This window comes from Paenibacillus sp. YIM B09110 (assembly GCF_037167145.1).
Taxonomy (GTDB): Bacteria; Bacillota; Bacilli; order Paenibacillales; family Paenibacillaceae; genus Pristimantibacillus.
In genome coordinates this window covers 107,295-128,625 of sequence record NZ_JBANSP010000001.1, presented here as the reverse complement: position 1 = coordinate 128,625, position 21,331 = coordinate 107,295, and the positions used below count along the sequence as shown (strand labels likewise).

The window sequence follows — 21,331 nt, the reverse complement described above, 5'->3', positions numbered from 1 at the left end:
TTATTAAATATGCTCTATGAATATTGATGTTCATATAGATTTTGTCTATATTAAAATGAACGAAGAGAAGAAGGCTGATGGGGGCGGAATAATGAATGTGCAGCAGTTGAAAGTGTTTTTGGAAGTGTGCGGGGGTAGGACATTGGCGGAAGCCGCGGGCAAGCTCGGACTCAAACAGCCGACGGTCAGCTTTCATCTTCGCAAGCTAGAGGAAGAGCTGGGAGTAGAGCTGTTCCGCAAACACTCGCGCAGTCTTCATCCGAACGATGCTGCCGCCGAGCTTCTCCCATACGCCAAACGGATCGTCTATCTTATGGACGAAGCTAAGCAGACGATGGCTGAGCGGCGGGAGCAAGGAGAAGGAAAGCTTCGGATCGGGGCCAGCTATACGCCGGCGACCTATGTGCTGCCGTCCTATCTAACCGAGTTCCGCAGCTTGTATCCGAAGGCGAGCTTAATGCTGAACGTGAAGCAGGCTGAATCGGTGCTTGCGATGCTGCATAATTATGAGATTGATGCGGCGATTGTCTCGCTTGGACATACGCAGGAAGCAGGATTAATCGTACTCCCGTTATTGACCGATGAGCTTCAACTGCTCATGTCTCCGCAGCATCGGCTTGTGGATAACAGGGACATAACAATCGATGATCTTCGTGAGGAAACCTTTCTTTTGCATGAGACAGGAACAACATCGCGTACGCTGTCGGATGAGTGGGCAGTTCAAGCCAAACTGCAGTGGTCGGCCGTTATGGAGCTGGGCGCCATCGAAACGATCAAGGAAGCGCTGAAGTGCAATATGGGTATCGGTATCCTGCCGCGCCGCAGCGTAGCGAGGGAGATCAAGGCTGGCGAGCTCGTCATGCGTGAGCTGCCAAGCTACATCAATCGCAGGCAAATATGTCTAGCCTATCGTGACGAGGAGCAATTGTCGCCCCAAGTGCGAGCTTTCATCGAATATATGAGACAACGGATGAACGACAATGATAAGCTGTAGGAAATAAGAGTTAACGGAGGCGAATAGAATTGGGCAAAATGGACGGAAAACTCGTCATCGTAACCGGAGCAAATTCCGGCATGGGTTTCGCAACGACAGTTGAGCTTGCTAAGCTGGGGGCTAAAGTCATTATGGCCTGCCGCAGCGAGGAGCGGGGCAAGCAGGCGCTGGAGCAGGCGCGCGCTGCTTGCGGCGGCGCGGAGATCGAGCTGATGTTATGCGATCTCGGCCACTTGGCCAGCATCCGCAGCTTCGCGCAAGCGTTCAAGGAGCGTTATGGACGATTGGATGTGCTCGTGAATAACGCCGGCGTCGTTTCTTTGAAACGCGCGACGACGAAGGACGGCTTCGAGTCGATGCTTGGCGTCAATCATTTAGGACATTTTCTGCTCACTCATGAGTTGCTGGATTTGCTGAAGGCCGCCCCGCAAGGCCGAATCGTCAACGTTTCTTCAGGGGCTCACAAGGTTGGACGCATCAACTTCAACGATCCCTTCTTGTCGAAGGGCTACAATGTGGCGCGAGGTTACGCGCAGTCGAAGCTGGCCAACATCTTGTTCACGAGGGAGCTGGCGAAGCGTCTTGCCGGCACGAATGTGACGGTTAATAGCGTCCACCCCGGAGCGGTAGGCACGAATATCGGCGTTGACCGGACGACGGGCTTCGGCAAGACGGTGCTCAGAATGGTGCGTCCGTTCTTCCGTACTCCGCTTAAGGGGGCGGATACCGCGATATACTTGGCCTCAGGCGAGGCAGGCGGAGCGTCGACGGGCCTGTACTACATCGATCGCAAGCCTGTGCAAGTATCGAAGCGGGGCGCTGACCCGGAGCTTGCCGCGAAGTTCTGGACATGGAGCGAACAGCAGGTAGCGCTTTGACCTAGCCGGTCTTGAAGGCGTGCCGAATACGCCAAAGCTATATTTTAACTTGTAAAAGATGTCAAGGAGACTTCAATGCGAAAACAGTTGGTGCTTGCGCTGTTGATCGGATTCGTCGTTATTGCGTTTCCGATCTATTGGATTACGAATCAATTGATTAAATCGTCGATGTATCCATCGTCCGAAGCCGGCGTTCTTGATTTGAGAGAATGGGATTTTCAGGAGAACGGAATAGTTCCTCTCAAGGGCGAGTGGGAATTGTATAAGGAGCAGCTGTTGACGCCGAGCGATTTTCATGAAAATGGGGAAACGGCTTCGAATCCGGTCGTAGATGACATCGTAGAGGTGCCGGGTATTTGGAATGATTACATGGCTCTGGCGGGGGAGACGGGAGCGGACGGGTATGCGACGTATCGGCTGCGCGTGATGGTGGAGGATCAGGGAGAGACGGTCTATGGAATTAAGACGAACAATATCCGCTCCTCCAACCGGATTTTCGTGAACGGAACGGAAGTTGGCGCCAGCGGCGTGCCTGGAAAGTCAAGCAAGCAAGGTACGCAGAACAACATTCCCTATGTAGGCGTGTTCACGGTAAGCGGCGGCGAAGTCGAGGTTATCGTTCAAGTGGCGAACTACAGCTATGCTTCGGGCGGCATGGTATATGCCGTCACATTCGGCGACTATAAATCGATATTAAGAAGCAGGGATGCGAACGCCTTCGGCGATATTTTGACGGCAGTCTGCTTCATGGTGTCCATCGTGTATTTCTTCGTGCTGTACCGACTGCGGAGACAGGAGAAGCAGGTGTTGTACTTAGGCGGCTTCGCGGTAGCGGCTCTTGTCTATGTGCTTACTCATGGAGAGAAGCTGATCGGCTTTATACTGCCTTTCGCACCTTACGAATTGGTGCTGAGACTGCAGTTGATAGCGACTACGCTCGTCTATTACTTCATCGTACATTACATAGCAACGGATTCTCCAGCGATGGCAAACAGACGGGTGATGCATATCGTGAAGTGGACAAGCGGCATTCAAGTGCTCATCGCTCTTACGATCTCGCCGTTTTTGTTCTCCCAGTGGGGGACCGCGATATACATGCTTAATATCGGCCTATTTCTCTATGTCGTCTTTTTGATGGCTGGAAGCTTGCGCTTTCGTTCCATGAACGTTCTGTTCATGCTTATGAATGGTATCAGTATTATGGTCGTAGTCGCGGTTAACCTGATGAACGTATACGGTCTCATGGAGAACCAATTGCTTAGTTCTTACGGCATTCTGTTGTTCGTCATGACACAGGCGTTTCACTTCGCATACCGGTATGCGGGTTCATTCCGCAAGGTGGAGCAGTTGTCCCAGAAGCTGCTGACGCTTGACGAACTGAAAAACGATTTTATGGCCAATACGTCGCATGAGCTGCGGACGCCCTTGCATGGCATCGTCAATATGGCATCGTCGCTGATGGAAGGCATCGCCGGGGACATGAATCCGAAGCAGCGGCATCATTTATCGATTATAATGGCGTCGGGCAAACGGCTATCCTTGCTCGTTAACGATATTCTGGATTGGGCGAAGCTGAAGAACGGCGACGTCGTTCTCAAGCAAAGACATGTCGAACTCCGATCAATCGTTTCCACGATTCTAGAAGTTTTTCGTCATTCGGTCGGCAACCGTAAGCTCGAATGGGTGCAGCAATGGCCGGATGAATTGCCGCTATTGCGCGCGGACGAGGATCGACTGCAGCAGATCTTGTATAACTTGATCGGCAACGCCGTGAAGTTCACGCGCGAAGGACGGATTACGATATCCGCCGATGTCGAAGGGCCTATGGTCGTCATTACCGTAGCGGATACCGGAGTCGGCATCGCGCCGGATCGGCTGGACACTATATTTCTCTCCTTTAACGAAACGCTTCACATCGTAGATGACGTCTACAATCCTGCGGGAATGGGACTTGGACTTAGCATTACGAAGAAATTGGTCGAGCTTGGAGGCGGAACGATAGGGGCGGAGTCGGAGCTAGGAAGAGGAGCCGTATTTAAGTTTACCGTGCCTGCAGCTTCAGCCGCTGCAGGCGGTGAGGCTGGCTACAGCGGCTACAGCCAAAGCCATCAACCGGCGATCGTCGTTCCGATGCTGGAATCCGATTCGTCAGTCACGGTTACCATGAAGCAAGCAGCCGCATCGAAAGAGGACGCGGCCGGAGGACTGGTGCTTATCGTTGACGACGATCCGATCAATTTGCAAGTGCTGCGCGATATTCTGATCATGGACAATTACGACGTCATTGCCGCAGAGACGGGTGCTGAAGCTCTGGTTATGTTGGACAAAACCGATCGCGCGGAGATTGAATTGGTCATTACGGATTGGATGATGCCGGAAATGTCCGGCCTTGAGCTTAGCAGAACGATCAGGCTCCGATATTCGTTATCCGAGCTGCCTATCCTGATGCTGACTGCACGGGGGCGGGCCGAAGAGATTGAGATCGCTTTTCGTTCCGGAATCAATGACTTCTTAAGCAAGCCGGTCGAAGCAAGCGAGCTTCGCGCGAGAGTGCGAACGTTAATCGAGCTGAGGCGTTCTGCTCAGAACGCCGTGCGCACGGAGATGGCCTTTCTGCAGGCGCAGATCAAACCCCATTTCTTATACAACTCGCTCAATACCATTATTTATATGTCGAAAGTAAATCCAAGCCAGGCGACACAGTTGCTTACCGAATTAAGCACTTATTTGCGAGGCAGCTTCGATTTTCAAAGTCATGATAAGCTTATTCCGCTGCAGAAGGAGCTTGAGTTGATCAAAGCTTATTTGACGCTGGAAGGAGCTCGTTTCGAGGAACGTCTGCAGGTGCAATACGAGATCGAGGCGAGTCCGAATCTCCTGTTGCCGCCGCTGGCGATTCAGCCGATTGTCGAGAATGCGGTTAGGCATGGCATTATGCAGAAGGCGGCAGGCGGTACGATTAAGATTAAAGTATGGGAGTCGGACGAGGCGTTGCATGTGCTTATTTCGGATGACGGCGTAGGGATGTCGGGCGAGCAGCTTACGAATCTATTCGCAGAGAAGCCTGGTCCCGGCTCTGGTGTCGGTCTAGTCAATATTAATAGAAGACTGCGCTCGCTTTACGGTGAAGAACTCCATGTAGCGAGCGAGCAGCTTATCGGTTCGGAAGTAGGCTTCAAGCTGCCAAGATCATCCAAGATAGATTACGAAGCGTCAAGGGGGAATCAAGATGTTAACCTGCATATTGGTAGACGATGAGAAGCCCGCGCTGCACCATCTGGAAATGCTGCTTGCAGCCGACGGCCGCTTCCGGGTTGAGGGGAAATATACGTCCGCGAAGGCGGCGCTGGATCATTTGGCTGAATCGCCAGTCGATATAGCCTTTCTAGATATTGGGATGCCAGAGATGAACGGACTAGAGGCAGGCGCTTATATTGGCCAAATGCCGGGAGACATCCGGATTGTGTACATAACCGCATACTCCCAATATGCGATCGAGGCTTTCGAGGTGCAGGCTTTGGACTATGTGTTAAAGCCGATCGAGGAGGAGCGGTTCGCCAAAACGCTGAATCAGATCGAGAAAAGGGTTCCGAACCGCGAGACGATTTCATCGGATCGGCTTATGGTGCGCTGCTTCGGCTGTTTGTCGCTTGAATACGAATCCGGCAAGACGCAGGTTCTGAAGTGGAAGACGGCTAAAGCGCAGGAGCTGTTCGCCTATATGCTTATGCAGCCGGATCGCTGGGTTGCGAAGGAATTGATATTGGACATGATATGGCAAGGCTATCCGTATGACAAAGCGTTGACCTATCTTCATACGTCCGTATCCCAAATCCGCAAGCTGTTCAAAGAGTGGGGGACAACGCTTGCTATCGAGTATGCCTTAGACAAATATCGGCTGGTGCTGGGTGAAGTCAAGGTCGACACGGCTGAATTCGACCTTCATTCGGACAGCTTCGAATCCATGATGTCCGAGATTGAAGTTGTTCATGTCGACAGAGCTCTTGCGCTTTATCGCGGCGACTATCTTGACGGATTGGACTATGACTGGGCGGAAATCTCCCGAAGCAGATTGCTAGACAAATATATTCATCTCGTTACCAAGCTTGCAAGCTACGAAATAAGCCAAGGCCTCGTGAGGAAAGCAGTCAACAGGCTATTGGCCGCGCATGAAAAATCGCCATATTCCGAGGAGCTCTGCATACTTGTTCTGGAAGGCTATGAGCGGCTGAACGATTGGCAAGCCCGTCAGCGATACTACGAGTCATTCGTGGCGCTCCTTCAAGACGAGCTCGATATTGCGCCTTCCGAACGTATGGTACGCTGCTACGAGCAAGGGGAAATGATCAGGTCCTCTAACCTAAATGATTAGGTTGGAGGGCTTTTTTTTTGTTTTAGAATCCATTTAGCGACCTTTGCTATACTGCTCTTACGATACTGGAAGAGAAGCTTGCGGCGGAAAGCCGCCATGCAACAGTAACGATTCCGGCAATAACGGAGCGGATGTTATGGTAGGTCAATTGAGTGGTCAAATGGTCAAGCAAAGGAAACAAAAAGAGACAATTCTTGTTATGCATTCCGATATAGCTTCGTATATGCTGCCGGTGAGTCAGATTAAGACAGAACCTCTATTGAAGCGGTTCGGGAAGAAGGCCAAACTTCAAGAAGTCGTGTTTGAGGTTGAAATCGCCGCCGCGACCGCGGAATCGGAACTGCTTGCCGAACAAGCGGCAACCGCTGGCGAATTTACGATCCTTGTGCAACCTAACCATTTTACTGTAAAAGCAACCTACCGCAACAAAACGATCGAGGTGACCTCGTTCGAGTCTTATGTGGAAAGAACGATTGCAGTGCCGGAAGATGTTGATTGTTCGCAAATAACGACTGCTGTCGTCATCGAGCCTGACGGGAATACCCGCCATGTGCCGACGAAGATCGTTATCGAGGGCGGCAAGAATTACGCCAAAGTGAACAGTTTGACGAACAGCCGGTTCGTGCTCGTAGGGCATTCGGCCCAATTCGCCGACATGGCGGGCCATTGGGCGAGAGAAGCCGTGAATGATCTGGGCTCGCGGATGATCATCCAAGGCAACAGCTCAGGATGCTTTAACCCGAATCAATCGATCACGCGCGCCGAATATACCGATGCCATCGTGAAAGGTCTTGGACTGAAGCCACAGAGCGGCATAACTCCGTTCCCGGACGTTAACAAAGCCGATTGGTTCAGCTGCTCGGCAAACGCGGCGTACACCTATGGCTTGATCAGCGGGCTCGCGGACGGCAAGTTTCATCCGGCGGACTTCATTACTCGCGAGCAAGCCATTGAGATTATAGCGAAAGCAATGAAGCTGACAGGGCTTAGGGCGAAGCTGCTTTTCACTTCCGATTCCGCTTCGGCTGAACAAACATTAAGTGCGTTCATTGACGCAGGCCTGATCTCGGGTTGTGCGAAGAGCAGCGTCAATGACTGTCTGCAAGCAGGCATTATTGTCGGCATGACAGGTGCCGAGCTGGCCCCAAAAACCTATATATCCAAAGCAGAGGCAGCCATAATCGTCCGACGATTGCTTATGAAGTCTGGACTTATCTAGGCGGGCAACGCGTCCTGGATGCTGGCGAGCTATCCCTTATCAACGGTCCTTGTTGAGCGGGGTAGCTCTTTTTTAACCACATCAGTTTAAGTGCTTTACAGTGTTAAAGCGTAAAGTAGATCATTCTGATTGGCGATAAAAACTTCCTCTTAAACGCGGTCGCTCATCATCGAAGTACTCCGATAGGAGTTTTTCTCATCATGAGAAGTTCGTTGAAATATTTGCAACTAGAGGTGAACTGAAATGTTATCTTTCGAACCGTTAAGGAAAATAATTGCTTACCGAAATATTAAAATTACAGATATCGTGAACGAAGAAGGGATGTCATCGACGACTACCGCAAAAATAAATAAAGATAAGCCAATATCCTTTGAAACGATAGATCGGTTTTGTGCCATGCTCGGCGTTCCGGTTAGCGATGTACTGCTGTTTGTTGATGCAAAAGGCAATCCCGTAACAAACGGTGATAACAATATCGAACAATTGAAGCAAGAAATTATGGAATTAAGACAGCGAGTGGCGGGACTGGAAAAGGCAAACAAAGATCTTGAGCAATACAAAGCAGCAAGAACTGAAAACAACGGCAAGAACGGTATTCCGGGGACAACGAATAGACCGAACCGATTTATTGTTTTGGAGCTCAGAAAGATTAGGAGAAAGTCTAAGCTGACTCAAGCCGAACTATCGGAGGTTATAGGCATAACGGGCTCCTATCTGGGGATGTTCGAACGGCAGGAAAAGTATATGAACGATGAGCATCTCGCGGCTTTGAAAAGGAAACTGACGATTCCGGAAGAGAATATTATAGAGATTGTATAAAAGGCCTGGATTGCTTGACTGCGGCCGGCATTCCGTTGAAACAACTTGTTGCGCGATGCGTAATAAAACAACAGGTCATACAAATGCTGGGAGGTCCTGCGCATGGAGAAGCAATCTGCGATCGAGTTCATTATGAAGGAAATGAATTTGCTGACCGACGAGCTCCGAAATCAAATCAATCATCTGCTGGAAATTGAATTCAACTGGCATGGAGAGATTACGGAAACGGTGCTTTTAGGGTGGGAACAACCTAAGCTGCAAATGCTGTTCCAGGTGATGAAGGGCACTCAGATGACAAGGGAATATGTGCCTGATATCATTCAAGCTTACGCTAGCATAGACAGGGACAATCTTTCTAACAAAGTGAAATTCGGCCGGATAAGCGATGAAGATAAGCCGGTTCTAGATCCATGAACGGAATCAATTGCGCAAAATCGGCGTACAAGAGTAACGGCGGAGAGCAGAGCTCCTGACAATTCGAAAAACATATGAAGAGGTTATCCCTAATCGGAACGTCCAATTGGACGAGAGGGGTAACCTCTTTATTTGTGTTAGGCAGAGCTTGGCAAGTGCGAAAACAAAATAGATGCTTCAAAAAGATAAAATCAGTCATGTACAACGAGGCGATAGCCCTCTAATATTAGTGATATCAATTATCATTATCATCAAAATTAGTGAGGCACAGGAGGCAAAGCATGAAAAGGCTTAACGTAATTGTATTGTTATTACTCGCTATTGCGGTAGCAGGGTGCGGCGGGAATTCAACAAACGGAGGCACGGGAGGCGGACAATCGTCGAACCAGCCACAGACTGCCGAACCGGCAACGTCAGCACCAGAGGCAACGAATGAAACGGCCAACGAAACAAGAACAATCGAGCACGCGATGGGCTCGGTGACTTTAGATAAAAAGCCGGAGCGGGTCGTCGTTCTGTTCAACGGTATGGTCGATATATCCGTCGCGCTCGGCGTGAAACCGGTAGGCGCTGTAGAGTCATGGGACCAGAAACCTTGGTACGAATTTCTAAGAGACCAAATGACGGACGTCGTTAATCTTGGCGACGAGAACCAACCGAACCTCGAGGCTATTATTGGATTAAAGCCCGATCTGATTATCGGAACCAAAACGCGGCATGAGGAAATATATCCGCAGCTATCCGCGGTCGCGCCGACGATCATTACGGAGGAAGTGTTCGATTGGAAGGAAAACTTGAAGCTTGGTGCGCAAGGGCTGTACATGGAAGATGAAGCGGCGAAGATGATAGCGGATTGGGATGCTAGAGTAGCCGACTTCAAGCAGAAGGCCGGTGACAAGCTGGACAGTACGACGGTATCGATCATCCGATTCGAGAAGGACGGCAGCGCGCGCATCTACGCATCCGGCTTCGCAGGAACAATCTTCGAGGAGCTTGGCATATCGAGACCTGAGGCTCAGCGGATCGAAGGGAAAACCGTCATTAATCTGACCTCCAAGGAGCAGATGGAACAGCTTGACGGCGGTTATATCTTCGACATTACGCAGCTCAAGGACGACGAGCCTAGCAGGGCGCAAGCGCAGACGGACTGGACGGCCCATCCGCTGTGGAGCAAGCTCGAAGGCGTGAAGAACGGCAATTACAACAAGGTAGACGTCGTCACATGGAACTTGAGCGCTGGTGTTCTGGCCGCCAATAAGATGCTCGATGACGTGTATACGTACTTCAAGCTGAATTAAGCACAATCTATCGAATCGCGCTTAGAATGAGCCGCCCGCTCATTCTTTTGCGCTTGGCTGGGAGAGAGAAGCGACATGCACAAGACGAATACTTACCGCAGCAGGGCAGCGTGGCTTGCAATGGGCGTCATCCTGCTTCTGCTTTGCTTGGCGGGCAGCGTGTTATTAGGCGCGACGAACTATAGCTGGGCGACCGGCTGGGCTTCAATCGCGCATTATAATGCGGACAGCAACGATCAAATCATCATCCGAACGACCAGATTGCCACGCGCGTTCATCGCAGTCACGATCGGCGCAAGTCTTGCGATAGCGGGAGCGCTCATGCAGACGCTAACCAGGAACCCGCTTGCGGCGCCTAGCGTACTTGGCGTGAACGCAGGAGCAGGCTTCTTCGTCGTGACGGCAGCGGTTCTGCTGTCCGTTACGTCCATGCAGGCGTTAATGTGGATATCATTCATGGGTGCGGCTGTGGCTGCGATAACGGTATATGTGCTTGGATCGGCTGGAAGGGGGGGACTGACGCCGCTCAAAATTATTTTGGCAGGAGCAGCGATGACTGCTCTATTCTCCTCCGTCACGCAAGGTATTCTTGCGCTCGATAAGCAAGGACTGACTTCGGTGTTGTTCTGGCTGACAGGCACGATCGCCGGACGATCCCCGGAAATGCTTATGATCGTATTTCCTTATATGGCTGGTTGCTGGCTCGCTGCATGGCTGCTGTCGAACCAATTGAATGTGCTGCGGATGGGTGACGAAACGGCCAAAGGGCTCGGTCAACGCACGGTGTGGCTGAAGGCGGGAATCGGTATCATCGTTGTGATGCTTGCGGGCGGATCGGTCGCCGTTGCCGGCCCGATCGGGTTCATCGGCATAGTTGTGCCGCATGTGGCGCGTTATTTCGCTGGGCTCGACCATCGTTGGCTTATTCCCTACTGCGCGGTAAGCGGCGCGATACTGCTGCTTCTTGCCGATATAGGGGCGAGATTCATTATGATACCGGAGGAAATGCCGGTCGGCGTTATGACAGCTGCTATCGGTGCGCCATTCTTTATGTACATTGCGCGAAAGGGAATTATGAAAGCATGAATAAACGACTCGTACCATATGCATTGGCAGTTGCTTGTATCGCGATCGCAGGCTTAAGCGCATGCTTGGGTGACAGGTTCATCTCTCCCGCAGGAGTTATGCGCAGTTTGCTAAGCACGGATATAGATATGGACAGCATGATCGTAGAGATGCTGCGGCTTCCGCGAATATTGACTGCTCTGCTGGTGGGCGCTTCGCTTGCCGCAGCGGGATCGATTCTACAGGGCATCGTGCGCAATCCGATGGCCTCTCCGGAAATACTAGGTGTAACGGGCGGAGCTTCGGCTGCCGCGATTACGTTCCTGACCTTCGTGGCGGGTTCGGTCAGCATACGTTGGTTGCCGGTATCCGCTATGGCAGGAGCAGCCGTCGCTTCACTGATCTTATATGCCTTCGCATGGAAGCGAGGCGTGACTCCGCTTAGACTCACGCTTGTCGGGGTCGGCATGTCCTCCCTCACTTCTGCCGCTACGACGATGATGATCGTATTCAACCCGAAAAATGATTCGGGTCAAGCTTTTACATGGCTCACGGGCTCGGTATATGCGGCTAATTGGGAGCAGGTGCTGCTTCTGCTGCCGTGGACCTGTGTCCTCCTGCCGCTTGCGCTTATGATGACGCGCCATGTCAACATTGCCCAGCTAGGGGATGAGGTTGCAGTCAGCAGCGGCAGCAGAGTGCAGTTCAACCGATTCCTTCTGCTCATGCTAAGCGTTGCATTAGCGGGCTCGGCCGTATCCGTTGCCGGCGGTATCGGGTTCGTCGGCTTATTGGCACCTCATATGGCGCGTAAGCTGATCGGAACAAACTTCGGGCGATTGCTGCCGGTCTCGGCGCTTCTGGGAGCGATTATCGTCATGCTTGCGGATCTAGCCGGCAGAACGCTGTTTCTTCCGCTGGACGTTCCGGCAGGGGTGTTCACTTCGATTATCGGAGCGCCGTTCTTTATCTACTTGCTATACGCTAAACGAAATATTACTAATTAGGAGGTATGGTTTATATGGAATCATTCACTCAGCAGGTTGCTTCAATAGCGGAATTGATCAAGGATAGACGGTCAGTTCGGGTTTTCAAAAAAGATCCGGTGCCGCGCGAGCTTATTGTAGAGCTGCTTAATATTGCCATATGGGCTCCTAACCATGGCAATCGTCAGCCATGGCGGTTCATTCTGTGTATGGATGAAGGAAGAAGCGGCTTTGCCGACGCGATGGTTGCTACCTATTCCGCAGAGGAGAGGGCCAAGTATGGAGCGAACCGTCATGAATACTTGCTTGCGATTCCCGCACATGTTGTCGTCATTCAGAAAGAGGATCCGAGGCATAAGCAATGGGAAGAGGATTATGCGGCCGTGTGCTGTCTAATCCAAAACTTCCAGCTGGCTGCTTGGGAGAGAGAGCTTGGCGTCGTATGGAAAACGAATAATTATCTCAATGATCCCGGATTTCGAGCGTCTATCGGCATTCAGCCAGGAGAGAAGATCGTCGGTATTCTCCACGTCGGCTTTCCGGAAGTCGTTCCTCCTGTAAGACCGCGCACGGCAGCAGACGAGCTATTGACGATTATAGACAAGACATCTCTTTCCAATTAGTGCTTGGTCGCTTATACTGTTGATAATCATTATCAGTAGTGAAGGGGTCATTGTTATGAAAAAGCTAGCCAGCCATGAGCTGTTGCTGTTCTCTTCCATATATAAAAGGACGTTTCTAAAGACGGAGGCCGTTCGTTCTTTTGATATACGAATGCATCTGTTAGGTATCGTGACGGCCGGGCAAGGTAAATTGCAAGACGGCGACACGGTCTTTTCAGTCCGCCAAGGCGATCTGCTATGGCTTGCTCCCGGCATGAAGGCGAAGCTGACGCATGTGTCGGAGACGATCCAGTGTACGCTAATGTCTTTCGATTATGTTGTCTTGACCAGAAGGAAGGGGAACTGGGGCATTGGGGCTCCCGTTCTTCCTTCCCTTCTGCCGTTTAAGCTGGATTTCGTAAATAAACAGCAAGCTTATGAGGAACTAGCGCAATTGGATAGAAGCTATCAATCCAAGCAAATAAGCATTCATCAGCTTAAGCAGCAAGCGGAGAGAGCGATTCAATCGATGATAGCTTCCTCAGAGGATAATGCGGCACGGCCGGCGGCTCCCGTTAACGATAGTATCGGACGCAGTATCGCGTACATGCAAGAGCATTATAAGTCCAAGATCAAGCTTGAGACGTTAGCCCAAATCGCCGGACTGACGCCGACCTCGTATTCGAGAAGCTTCAGGCGTTCGAAAGGGGCAACTCCGGTCGAATACTTGAATCAATTGCGGATTGACCGTTCCAAGCAATTGCTTGCGCAAGCTGATGTGACAGTCAAAGGAGCATGCGAGGCGGTTGGCTTCGGCAACGAATTTTATTTCAGCCGTCTATTCAAACGAACGGTTGGTATATCCCCGGCACTGTATATCAAGCGGCGTGAACTTAAAGTTGCGGTCGCTTCGTGTTATCACTTCCAAGAAAACCTCCGCTCATTGGGCGTCTCATGCGTCTATGCGATGAACGGCACCAAATACGAGGAGCATACGGAAGCGTTCAATAGGCAGCTTGTCCAAACGCAGTTGAAGGAATTGCTTGAAGCGAAGCCGGATCTGATCATCGCCGATCATAGGCACCGGTTCTTGGGGGAGCTGTTGAAACAAATTGCTCCGACTGTTTACTTGGATTTTTCATACGATTGGCGTATTAATCATTTGCGTATTGCCGAGCTGGTCGACCGGGAGGCGGAAGCGCGGGATAACTTCGAGAGGCTTGAGTACAAAGCCGTATTTGCCCGCGAGTTATTATTCCAGTCGATCGGCAATGAAACCGTATCGCTATTAAGGCTCTATAATTGGAAAATTCGCGTACAGGGCAGAATCAATCATCCGCTTAATCAACTGCTTTACTCAGAGCTTGGATTGAAGCCAGGAAGTTTCGTTCCGCTGTACGAAAGAAATAACGAATATGAGTTGAACAGCTTGCCGATTCTCGATTCCGATCATTTGTTCATCCATAAGCATAAAACGTTACCGGAGGAAGAAGAGAAGTTCGGCCGATTGCAGAGAACGAGTGTCTGGAATGCTATTCAAGCGGTACAAAAGAAACAAGCGAGGCTCGTCCCGAATTGGATCGGAATGAGCTGGTCGCCTGTCGGCAGAGAGAAGATTATAGACGAAATGTTAAACTTCAACTATCATTCAATATAAGCTGCCGTCTCGCCGGCTAGCGGACGCGTTTTTTATTATATTCGTTTATTACCAGCTCATTGATTCATTATTCTTTATACTAAAGTTTGAATCCAATGAAGCGAGGCGTGTTTATGAACCAATTCCTAATTCGAAGCTTAAAGGACAATGACCCTTTAATGATATCCGACGCTTTTGCTAGTCAGGGCTGGCATAAGCCCGTGGAACTGTATGAAAAATATGCGAATGAGCAGGCTGATGGACTTCGCGAGACGCTGGTGGCGGAAGCAGACGGTCAGTTTGCCGGTTATGTGAATATCGTATGGATGTCGGATTATGAACATTTTAAGGAGCGCTCCATCCCCGAAATTCAAGATTTCAACGTATTGATCAAGTATCGCAGACTTGGTTGCGGAACGCTGCTGCTGGACAGAGCGGAGGATATCATCGCTCATCGTTCAGAGCTTGCCGGCATTGGGGTAGGGTTGTTCAGCGACTACGGTGCGGCCCAATCGATGTATGTAAAGCGCGGATATGTTCCGGATGGCCAAGGAATCTATCGGAACGGCGAGTACTTGCATTATGGACAGCAGACAGTAGTAGACGATGACCTAAATCTTTATTTTGTAAAAAAGCTATAAGTTCGTTCCCCATATAGGTCGTTATTGAACTTTCAAGTTCTATAACGACCTTCTAAAGTTGGTTATAAGCTCCACGCGTTTATTACTTCTTCTCAAAATACCGTATCATTGCCCTGATCATATACTCCCTTCCGATCGGTCCCCAAGGATCCCACTCTCTCGAATCGGGATAATAAATCCGATTATGCTTTACTGCCTGAAGATCTTGCCAGCGAGGCTTAGCCGAGAAAGCGTCCCATTCCTGCTCCTCGCTCCATATGACGAGAATATTATCGGGATCAAGCTCGATTAACGTATCGAACGCATCGTCCATATAAATACCGTGCGATACCCGTTCATCCGGCCGAAACTGAAGTCGGTTATATAAAAGCTCCGTTAACGTATGCTCTCTGACCCCGTAAAGGCGGCATTTGCCCTCAAGCAGCCGAATAACGACCCATTTACCCCGATTCGTGACACTCTCAAGCTTTCTCCTCGCTTCCTGCTCGACCGCCGTTAACTGGCGGATGATACGCTCGGCTTCCGCTTCCCTTCGTACGCGCAAAGCTATGGCGCGCAAATATTGCTCCCAAGTGGTGGAATGATTGATCACGATTGTGTGTGGGGCAGTTTCGCTCCAATGACCGCTTTGATCGATGGCCGAGCGACTGCCGAACTCCGTTCTAATAATCATATCGGGAGAAAGTCTAATGACGTCGCTGGATGAAATGCTTTTCTCGGCGTTAAGCGGAACGACGCCTGACAGACGGTCCTGTAGATAGGAAGGGAATCCCGTTGCCGTTTTGTAATAATTCGGATAGCTCGGGGCCGCTACAGGCAGTATGCCAAGAGCAAGCAGATGATCTTGCAGCAGGAACGTGCTCACCACAGTGATTTTCTTGTCTCTGCGCTTTAAGAAAACAGATGGGGAAATGCCTTCTGTTTTCTTGAACACGCGGCTGAAGTACAGTTCATCCTGATAGCCGACGCTTACTGCTATGTCTCGAAGGGGAGTATGGCTGCCGGTCATCATCTCTTTCGCTTTCAATATTCGCAATCGGGTCAAATAATGGCCCGGAGTCATGCCGGTGAGTTTCTTGAATGCGCGGCAATAGGAGCTATTCGTCATGCCTGCAAGCTGGGGCATATCGCTGATAGCCAACTGCTTCGCATAATGCTGCTCCATATAAACAATCGTTCTCTGAATAGATTCATCTACGCTTTGTTCGCTTCTCTCCAGCCTATCATGCAGATGCAAGAGAAGTTCGTAGAACAAGCTTTGCGTTCGCATTGATCCGAGCTCGCTGCAATCCGTTATCGTTCGCTGTAATTGTCCTAGCAGCGTGTCGGTGATAGCCGGGGAAGTATTCGAGACGTATGATAACGTCTCGAATAGCCCGTTCTCCGAAATCGGGGAGGGGTCATCAGTGTTACGCCTCACGCGCAGTCCCTGATACTGAAGCAGCGATAGTTGCATGGCATTATCCGAACTGGATTCGCTTAGGATAATGATCCGCATCGCGGGCTGCAGGAAGAAGAATGAGCCTGTTTGTATGGCGTGAGACTTGCCGTTAATGAACAGTTTGCCTCGGCCTGCGTGAACGAAGCCGATGGAATGCCGCTTAAGTCGGATCGGTTTCGTTCTATAGCCTGGTGAATACCGATGCTGTTTCAGGGTTAGAGGTATATACGAGTGAGAAGGGATTTGAATATTCGCTGTCAGAGTCATCTATTCCTTTGCGGAGGATTGGCATGAACCTATGAATCTAGCTAGTGAGAATTATTATCATAGTAATAGTTTACCAATGGAAATGAGGTTAAGCAATTTGAATTTTTTGTCCATATGAATCGGGCAATATCGTGTATACCAAACGAACTAGACGGTCTGTAAAATAGTTATGAAAATGATTATCATTCACACTGGAATGAATGGAGGCTGTGGCATCATCGAATCATTGCGGATCATTAGCAAAACAGGTTGCGGGAAAAAGAGGCTATCGCTCGTTCTGCTTGCTGCGTGCCTCCTGCTTTTGTTAGCGGGCTGCGGCGCTGCTTCTGCCAACGAAGTTAGTAGAACAGAGACTGAACAGAATGATCCTTTTGCGAATATTGTCCCTGCTGAGATTGCGGACACGCGGTCAGGCGTTTCGGATATGTCGGCTCTCGTTAAGGACTACAAGCAAGCGGTTGAATCGGATCAGGCGGATGTTGCGAAGTCGCTAGCCGATCAGATCGCAGGGTTATGGAAGGCTATCCAAGCGGAGGCGCAGAAAGTCGATCCGGAGCTCTATGCTTTGATTCAGAACGATATGGGGCAGTTGCTGGCGGAAACAAAAGTCGATGATTGGAACAAGGATTTGCTTATTGATCTCGACTACAAGCTATACCAAAGCATTCGTGATTTGAAGCAGAAGCTGCAAGATTAATTCAAATAAGGGATAGGTGAATAAGTAATGAGCATCATTAAAAAACGTATGTTAAGCGTCTTGTTAAGTCTGGCTCTCATCCTTGCAATTATACCGGCAACAGCGGCAACGGCAGCTGCCAAAACGATTACGGTAACCGTGGACGGCAAGAAGCTTAGCTTCGACGTGAATCCGCAAACCGTTGGCGGCCGCACGTTGGTTCCATACCGGACGATCGCAACGGCGCTGGGCGGCACGGTTAAATATGATGAGAAAGCGAAAAAAGCGACCATAGTGAAAGGCAAACAAACGGTTGAGCTAACGCTCGGCAGCAGAACGGCTAAGATCAACGGCGTATCCGCATCGCTGGACGCCGCCCCGCTTAATGTTAAGGGCAGCCTGCTTGTACCTCTTCGCTTCGTCGGCGAATCGCTTGGCGTTTGGGTGAACTGGAATGGAAGTACTTCAACGGCTGCGCTTGAGACGAAGAGATCGATTAAGCACAGTCTCGGAACGACTACGCTGACTAGCGTGCCGAAACGCGTCGTTATCCTGTTCAATGGTGCGGTAGACATCTCTGTATTGCTTGGCGTGAAGCCGGTCGGCGCCGTGGAGTCCTACGTGCAGCAGCCGTTCTATGAATATATCCGTCCGAGCCTTATCGGCACGAAGACGCTTGGCGACGAGACGCAGTCTAATGTAGAGGCGATCGTCGGCCTGAAGCCGGATATTATTATCGCAACGAAAGTTCGCCATGAGAAAATATACGATCAATTGAAAGCGATCGCCCCAACGATCGTGACGGAAGATTTGTCCGATTGGCAGGATAACTTGCAAATTCAAGCTAAAATATTCAACAAAGAAGACATTGCAACGAAGTTCGTTGCCGATTGGAAGGCGAAGGTAGCGGACTTTAAGAAGAAGCTCGCTCCGAAAGACAAGGGCGCGGAGATCTCGATTATTCGCATTAATCCGGACGGAAGCGCACGTGCATACAATGCGGGATTCGCTTATAAGATTTTCCAAGAGCTAGGCTTCAAGACGCCTAAGGCACAGCTGGCAACGGGCAAGGAATTCATTACCGTCAGCTCGCTTGAGCAGGTTAGCCTGCTCGATGGAGATTATATCTTCGACTTCACGACGGACTGGGACGGCGACGGCGCGGTGCTCCAGCATCAGAAGAAATGGACATCGAGCGAGCTTTGGAAAGGTCTTAACGCAGTCAAAAACAAAAACTACTATAAAGTAAACTCCGTAACCTGGAATCTATCGGGCGGCGCGATGGCGGCGAAGCTGCTTCTGGACGATCTGTATTTCTACTTCGATCTGGAGTAGGAAACGGGAGTAAGTAAGATTCAATTCAGTAGAGATAGAAAAATAATGGGAATAGCATTGCACAAGAATGGGCCGCCGCGCTGATTCTTTTTGTGCGATTAGAAGTCTGACAATGGGAGAGTATCTGAAATGGTCACGCAACCAGGAAGTGCGGTACGGAGAGCTGCCGGTCTCGCAATAGGCATCATTGTATTGTTAGGGTGTTTCATTTCGAGCATTCGTTACGGATTCGTAACGGTAAGCTGGAGCGATACGTGGGGCGCGCTTAGCGGCAGCAATCCGGAATCGATGGAACAGCTTGTCGTGAAGACGACCAGGCTGCCCCGAGCGCTTATCGCAGCGGCCATAGGTGCAAGCTTGGCGATGGCCGGAGCCATTATGCAGGCGGTGAGCCGCAATCCGCTTGCATCGCCAAGCGTGATGGGCATTAATGCAGGCGCATCGCTGAGCGTCGTTACCGCGATTACCGTGTTGTCTCTTACAAATATGAGCGTTTTGACGTGGTTCTCGTTCGGCGGTGCGGCAATCGCTGCCGCTGCCGTATATGTGCTTGGCTCGATGGGGAGAGAAGGTCTGACGCCGCTCAAAATTATTTTGGCGGGCACGGCGATGAGCGCGTTGTTCGCTTCCTTTACGCAAGGGCTGCTCGTGCGCAACGAGAACGGCCTGCAGGATGTTATGTTCTGGTTGGCTGGATCGATTGCCGGGAGGGAACAATCGATGCTCCTCGCCGTTCTTCCGTACATGGGGACGGGATGGATTGCGGCAATGCTGCTGTCGCGCCAATTGAATATTCTCGTAATGGGGGACGAGGCAGCCAAAGGGTTGGGCCAGCGCACGGCGCTCGTCAAGCTGGCATCGGGTCTCATTATCGTTGCATTGGCCGGGGGAGCGGTGGCGGTAGCCGGTCCGATCGGCTTTATCGGCATCGTCATCCCGCATATTGCCAGATCAATGATTGGCCTGGATTACCGATGGCTGCTGCCTTATAGCGCAGTGCTAGGCGCGATATTGCTGCTAGGCGCTGATTTGGCTGCGCGATTCGTTATTATGCCGGAAGAAGTGCCCGTAGGCATTATGACGGCGATTATCGGAGCGCCATTCTTTATCTATATCGCTCGGAAGGAGCTGACAAGCAAATGAAATCAGCCAGCTTCACGATGATTCAGGCGGGTCCAATCAGGCTTCGCTTTCACCGCAGGACGTTGCGGGCGGCGACCTTCTTTGTGCTTGCGTCCGCCATAATCGCAGCAGCCAACCTCATGTTTGGGGAGCAGTTCATTCATCCTTCCCGTGTCTGGCAGGCGCTGATAGGCAAGGGCTTGACGGAGGATGTGCTCATCGTGCAGACGTTAAGGGCACCCCGCCTTATCGTAGCTTTTCTCGTTGGCGCTTCGCTTGCCGTATCCGGCGCCATTCTTCAAGGCGTAATCCGCAATCCGCTTGCGGCACCTGACGTAATCGGCATTACTGGCGGTGCTTCGGTAGGTGCGGTGGCATTCATTACATATGCGCCTGCCGCGGCCTCAATCGCATTGCTTCCGTTATCGGCCGTTATTGGCGCATTCGGCGCAGCGCTGCTCGTTTACCTGCTCGCTTGGAAGAAAGGCGTCAATCCAGTACGGCTTGTGCTTGTAGGCATCGGAATCGCCTCGCTGCTATCGGCGATTACGACGTTCATGCTCGTATTCAGTCCCGCTTATTCGGCAAGCTCGTCGTACATTTGGCTTACGGGTACCGTATACGGATCTTCTTGGAAGCATGTGTGGAACCTTTTGCCATGGACCGTCGTCTTAATGGTAATCGTGAGCGGGTATTTGCGTCAGATCAACCTGCAAGTTCTTGGCGACGACATCGCGGCCGGACTTGGCAGCCGAGTACAGCTTAATCGCCTCATCTTGATCTTGCTAAGCGTTGCGCTTGCAGGTTCTGCTGTATCGATGGGCGGCGTGATCGGATTCGTCGGATTGATCGCGCCGCATGCGGCGCGCAGGCTCGTTGGACCCGTCACGGGCAGACTGATTCCGGTAGCCGCCTTATTCGGCGGTTGCGTCGTCGCCTTGGCAGATTTGATCGCCAGAACCGCCTTTATGCCGCTTGATATTCCGGTAGGCGTGTTCACGTCTGGAATCGGAGCGCCTTTTTTCATCTATTTGCTCTACCGGACAAGGAATTCACGATAGGGGTTAAATGGAAAGCGGGGAATTCGAATGAGAAAAGGGTGGATCTGGGGGCTTGTCGTTCTAATTGCGTTAGCAGCAATCGGTATGTATGTGTTCCGGATTACGGAAGATGAAGTTGTCGCTAGCCGAATGCTTGATTTTGAACAGGTGGAGCCGGATACAGAGATGATATGGAATTCCAAGGATGATATCCGCGTGTTCGAATATGCTGTCCGTTTCGCGAAGAAAAATCGAGGTGTCGTCGACATCAGCGCGCCGCCTTACTCGTTTAAGCTGCATGGAGAAACCTATCTGCTGTATGCATTGCCGAAATATGACGTGGTACAGTTTATAAACGCTAAAGCGTCCGGCACCTTGTATACGGTAGGAAAGTCTTCGGCGAAGAAGCTGAAGGCGTTGTTAACGGAGGCTGACAAGATTGGATTCGGTGTACCGACTCCCGGCTCGAAGGCCTACATTGGTTATGAGTAACATCATGCAAAAAGCCGAACCTGAGTCATCAAGT

Annotated in this window: 19 protein-coding genes; 18 read left to right on the top strand and 1 reads right to left on the bottom strand. The window is 50.9% G+C overall.

Features of this window, described 5'->3' with window-relative positions; all coding sequences use genetic code 11:
• Positions 1–16 precede the first annotated feature (16 nt).
• The 13 genes from V8F51_RS00565 (at position 17) to V8F51_RS00505 (ending at position 14,924) form a co-directional block, all read left to right on the top strand.
• Complete coding sequence (locus V8F51_RS00565; protein ID WP_337098088.1) at positions 17–994, top strand: LysR family transcriptional regulator; 978 nt, start codon at positions 17–19, stop codon at positions 992–994.
• Between the two features lie 38 nt (positions 995–1,032).
• The gene (locus V8F51_RS00560) at positions 1,033–1,872 is read left to right on the top strand and encodes an SDR family oxidoreductase (protein ID WP_337098428.1); all 840 of its coding nucleotides are present in this window, start codon (positions 1,033–1,035) and stop codon (positions 1,870–1,872) included.
• A gap of 75 nt (positions 1,873–1,947) precedes the next feature.
• Positions 1,948–5,130 carry a hybrid sensor histidine kinase/response regulator gene (locus V8F51_RS00555; protein WP_337098087.1) on the top strand — a complete coding sequence of 1,061 codons (3,183 nt, stop codon included), beginning with the start codon at positions 1,948–1,950 and terminating at the stop codon, positions 5,128–5,130.
• Positions 5,102–6,244, top strand: a complete 1,143-nt coding sequence (locus V8F51_RS00550; RefSeq protein ID WP_337098086.1) for a response regulator — start codon at positions 5,102–5,104, stop codon at positions 6,242–6,244. The genes V8F51_RS00555 and V8F51_RS00550 overlap by 29 nt, the downstream gene beginning before the upstream one ends.
• Before the next feature lie 199 nt (positions 6,245–6,443).
• A complete protein-coding gene (locus V8F51_RS00545) occupies positions 6,444–7,463 on the top strand; it encodes an S-layer homology domain-containing protein (RefSeq protein ID WP_337098085.1) in 1,020 nt (339 codons plus the stop codon).
• 243 nt (positions 7,464–7,706) lie between these two features.
• Positions 7,707–8,282: a helix-turn-helix domain-containing protein gene (locus V8F51_RS00540; protein ID WP_337098084.1), complete on the top strand. Its 576-nt coding sequence runs from the start codon at positions 7,707–7,709 to the stop codon at positions 8,280–8,282.
• 102 nt (positions 8,283–8,384) lie between these two features.
• Entirely contained in the window at positions 8,385–8,696 is a 312-nt protein-coding gene (locus tag V8F51_RS00535) for a hypothetical protein (protein ID WP_337098083.1), read from the top strand.
• Positions 8,697–8,977: 281 nt separating this feature from the next.
• Complete coding sequence (locus V8F51_RS00530; RefSeq protein ID WP_337098082.1) at positions 8,978–9,994, top strand: ABC transporter substrate-binding protein; 1,017 nt, start codon at positions 8,978–8,980, stop codon at positions 9,992–9,994.
• Positions 9,995–10,069: 75 nt separating this feature from the next.
• Positions 10,070–11,080 (top strand): FecCD family ABC transporter permease, encoded by a 1,011-nt coding sequence (locus tag V8F51_RS00525; protein ID WP_337098081.1) that lies wholly within the window; start codon positions 10,070–10,072, stop codon positions 11,078–11,080.
• Positions 11,077–12,066 carry a FecCD family ABC transporter permease gene (locus tag V8F51_RS00520; protein WP_337098080.1) on the top strand — a complete coding sequence of 330 codons (990 nt, stop codon included), beginning with the start codon at positions 11,077–11,079 and terminating at the stop codon, positions 12,064–12,066. Before V8F51_RS00525 ends, V8F51_RS00520 begins: the two co-directional genes overlap by 4 nt.
• Before the next feature lie 14 nt (positions 12,067–12,080).
• A complete protein-coding gene (locus V8F51_RS00515; protein WP_337098079.1) occupies positions 12,081–12,668 on the top strand; it encodes a nitroreductase family protein in 588 nt (195 codons plus the stop codon).
• A gap of 55 nt (positions 12,669–12,723) precedes the next feature.
• A complete protein-coding gene (locus tag V8F51_RS00510) occupies positions 12,724–14,304 on the top strand; it encodes a helix-turn-helix domain-containing protein (protein WP_337098078.1) in 1,581 nt (526 codons plus the stop codon).
• A 113-nt stretch (positions 14,305–14,417) separates the two neighbouring features.
• Entirely contained in the window at positions 14,418–14,924 is a 507-nt protein-coding gene (locus tag V8F51_RS00505; protein WP_337098077.1) for a GNAT family N-acetyltransferase, read from the top strand.
• 82 nt (positions 14,925–15,006) lie between these two features.
• On the opposite strand, the gene V8F51_RS00500 is transcribed toward V8F51_RS00505, so the two are convergent.
• A complete protein-coding gene (locus V8F51_RS00500; RefSeq protein ID WP_337098076.1) occupies positions 15,007–16,632 on the bottom strand; it encodes a helix-turn-helix domain-containing protein in 1,626 nt (541 codons plus the stop codon).
• Positions 16,633–16,807: 175 nt separating this feature from the next.
• Between V8F51_RS00500 and V8F51_RS00495 the strand changes: the two genes are divergently transcribed.
• The 5 genes from V8F51_RS00495 to V8F51_RS00475 all read left to right on the top strand — a co-directional run bounded on the left by V8F51_RS00495 (position 16,808) and on the right by V8F51_RS00475 (position 21,297).
• Positions 16,808–17,329, top strand: a complete 522-nt coding sequence (locus tag V8F51_RS00495) for a hypothetical protein (protein WP_337098075.1) — start codon at positions 16,808–16,810, stop codon at positions 17,327–17,329.
• Positions 17,330–17,356: 27 nt separating this feature from the next.
• On the top strand, positions 17,357–18,643 hold the full coding sequence (locus V8F51_RS00490; RefSeq protein ID WP_337098074.1) for a stalk domain-containing protein: 1,287 nt from the start codon (positions 17,357–17,359) through the stop codon (positions 18,641–18,643).
• Positions 18,644–18,772: 129 nt separating this feature from the next.
• Positions 18,773–19,786, top strand: a complete 1,014-nt coding sequence (locus tag V8F51_RS00485; protein ID WP_337098073.1) for a FecCD family ABC transporter permease — start codon at positions 18,773–18,775, stop codon at positions 19,784–19,786.
• Positions 19,783–20,826 (top strand): FecCD family ABC transporter permease, encoded by a 1,044-nt coding sequence (locus V8F51_RS00480; RefSeq protein WP_337098072.1) that lies wholly within the window; start codon positions 19,783–19,785, stop codon positions 20,824–20,826. The genes V8F51_RS00485 and V8F51_RS00480 overlap by 4 nt, the downstream gene beginning before the upstream one ends.
• Before the next feature lie 27 nt (positions 20,827–20,853).
• Positions 20,854–21,297, top strand: coding sequence for a hypothetical protein (locus V8F51_RS00475; protein WP_337098071.1), 444 nt, complete (start codon positions 20,854–20,856; stop codon positions 21,295–21,297).
• Positions 21,298–21,331: the final 34 nt, after the last annotated feature.

Coding starts and splice junctions, on each gene's coding strand:
- V8F51_RS00565 (WP_337098088.1), top strand. CDS start 17: ATGAATATTGATGTTCATATAGATTTTGTCTATATTAAAATGAACGAA.
- V8F51_RS00560 (WP_337098428.1), top strand. CDS start 1,033: ATGGACGGAAAACTCGTCATCGTAACCGGAGCAAATTCCGGCATGGGT.
- V8F51_RS00555 (WP_337098087.1), top strand. CDS start 1,948: ATGCGAAAACAGTTGGTGCTTGCGCTGTTGATCGGATTCGTCGTTATT.
- V8F51_RS00550 (WP_337098086.1), top strand. CDS start 5,102: ATGTTAACCTGCATATTGGTAGACGATGAGAAGCCCGCGCTGCACCAT.
- V8F51_RS00545 (WP_337098085.1), top strand. CDS start 6,444: ATGCATTCCGATATAGCTTCGTATATGCTGCCGGTGAGTCAGATTAAG.
- V8F51_RS00540 (WP_337098084.1), top strand. CDS start 7,707: ATGTTATCTTTCGAACCGTTAAGGAAAATAATTGCTTACCGAAATATT.
- V8F51_RS00535 (WP_337098083.1), top strand. CDS start 8,385: ATGGAGAAGCAATCTGCGATCGAGTTCATTATGAAGGAAATGAATTTG.
- V8F51_RS00530 (WP_337098082.1), top strand. CDS start 8,978: ATGAAAAGGCTTAACGTAATTGTATTGTTATTACTCGCTATTGCGGTA.
- V8F51_RS00525 (WP_337098081.1), top strand. CDS start 10,070: ATGCACAAGACGAATACTTACCGCAGCAGGGCAGCGTGGCTTGCAATG.
- V8F51_RS00520 (WP_337098080.1), top strand. CDS start 11,077: ATGAATAAACGACTCGTACCATATGCATTGGCAGTTGCTTGTATCGCG.
- V8F51_RS00515 (WP_337098079.1), top strand. CDS start 12,081: ATGGAATCATTCACTCAGCAGGTTGCTTCAATAGCGGAATTGATCAAG.
- V8F51_RS00510 (WP_337098078.1), top strand. CDS start 12,724: ATGAAAAAGCTAGCCAGCCATGAGCTGTTGCTGTTCTCTTCCATATAT.
- V8F51_RS00505 (WP_337098077.1), top strand. CDS start 14,418: ATGAACCAATTCCTAATTCGAAGCTTAAAGGACAATGACCCTTTAATG.
- V8F51_RS00500 (WP_337098076.1), bottom strand. CDS start 16,632: ATGACTCTGACAGCGAATATTCAAATCCCTTCTCACTCGTATATACCT.
- V8F51_RS00495 (WP_337098075.1), top strand. CDS start 16,808: ATGATTATCATTCACACTGGAATGAATGGAGGCTGTGGCATCATCGAA.
- V8F51_RS00490 (WP_337098074.1), top strand. CDS start 17,357: ATGAGCATCATTAAAAAACGTATGTTAAGCGTCTTGTTAAGTCTGGCT.
- V8F51_RS00485 (WP_337098073.1), top strand. CDS start 18,773: ATGGTCACGCAACCAGGAAGTGCGGTACGGAGAGCTGCCGGTCTCGCA.
- V8F51_RS00480 (WP_337098072.1), top strand. CDS start 19,783: ATGAAATCAGCCAGCTTCACGATGATTCAGGCGGGTCCAATCAGGCTT.
- V8F51_RS00475 (WP_337098071.1), top strand. CDS start 20,854: ATGAGAAAAGGGTGGATCTGGGGGCTTGTCGTTCTAATTGCGTTAGCA.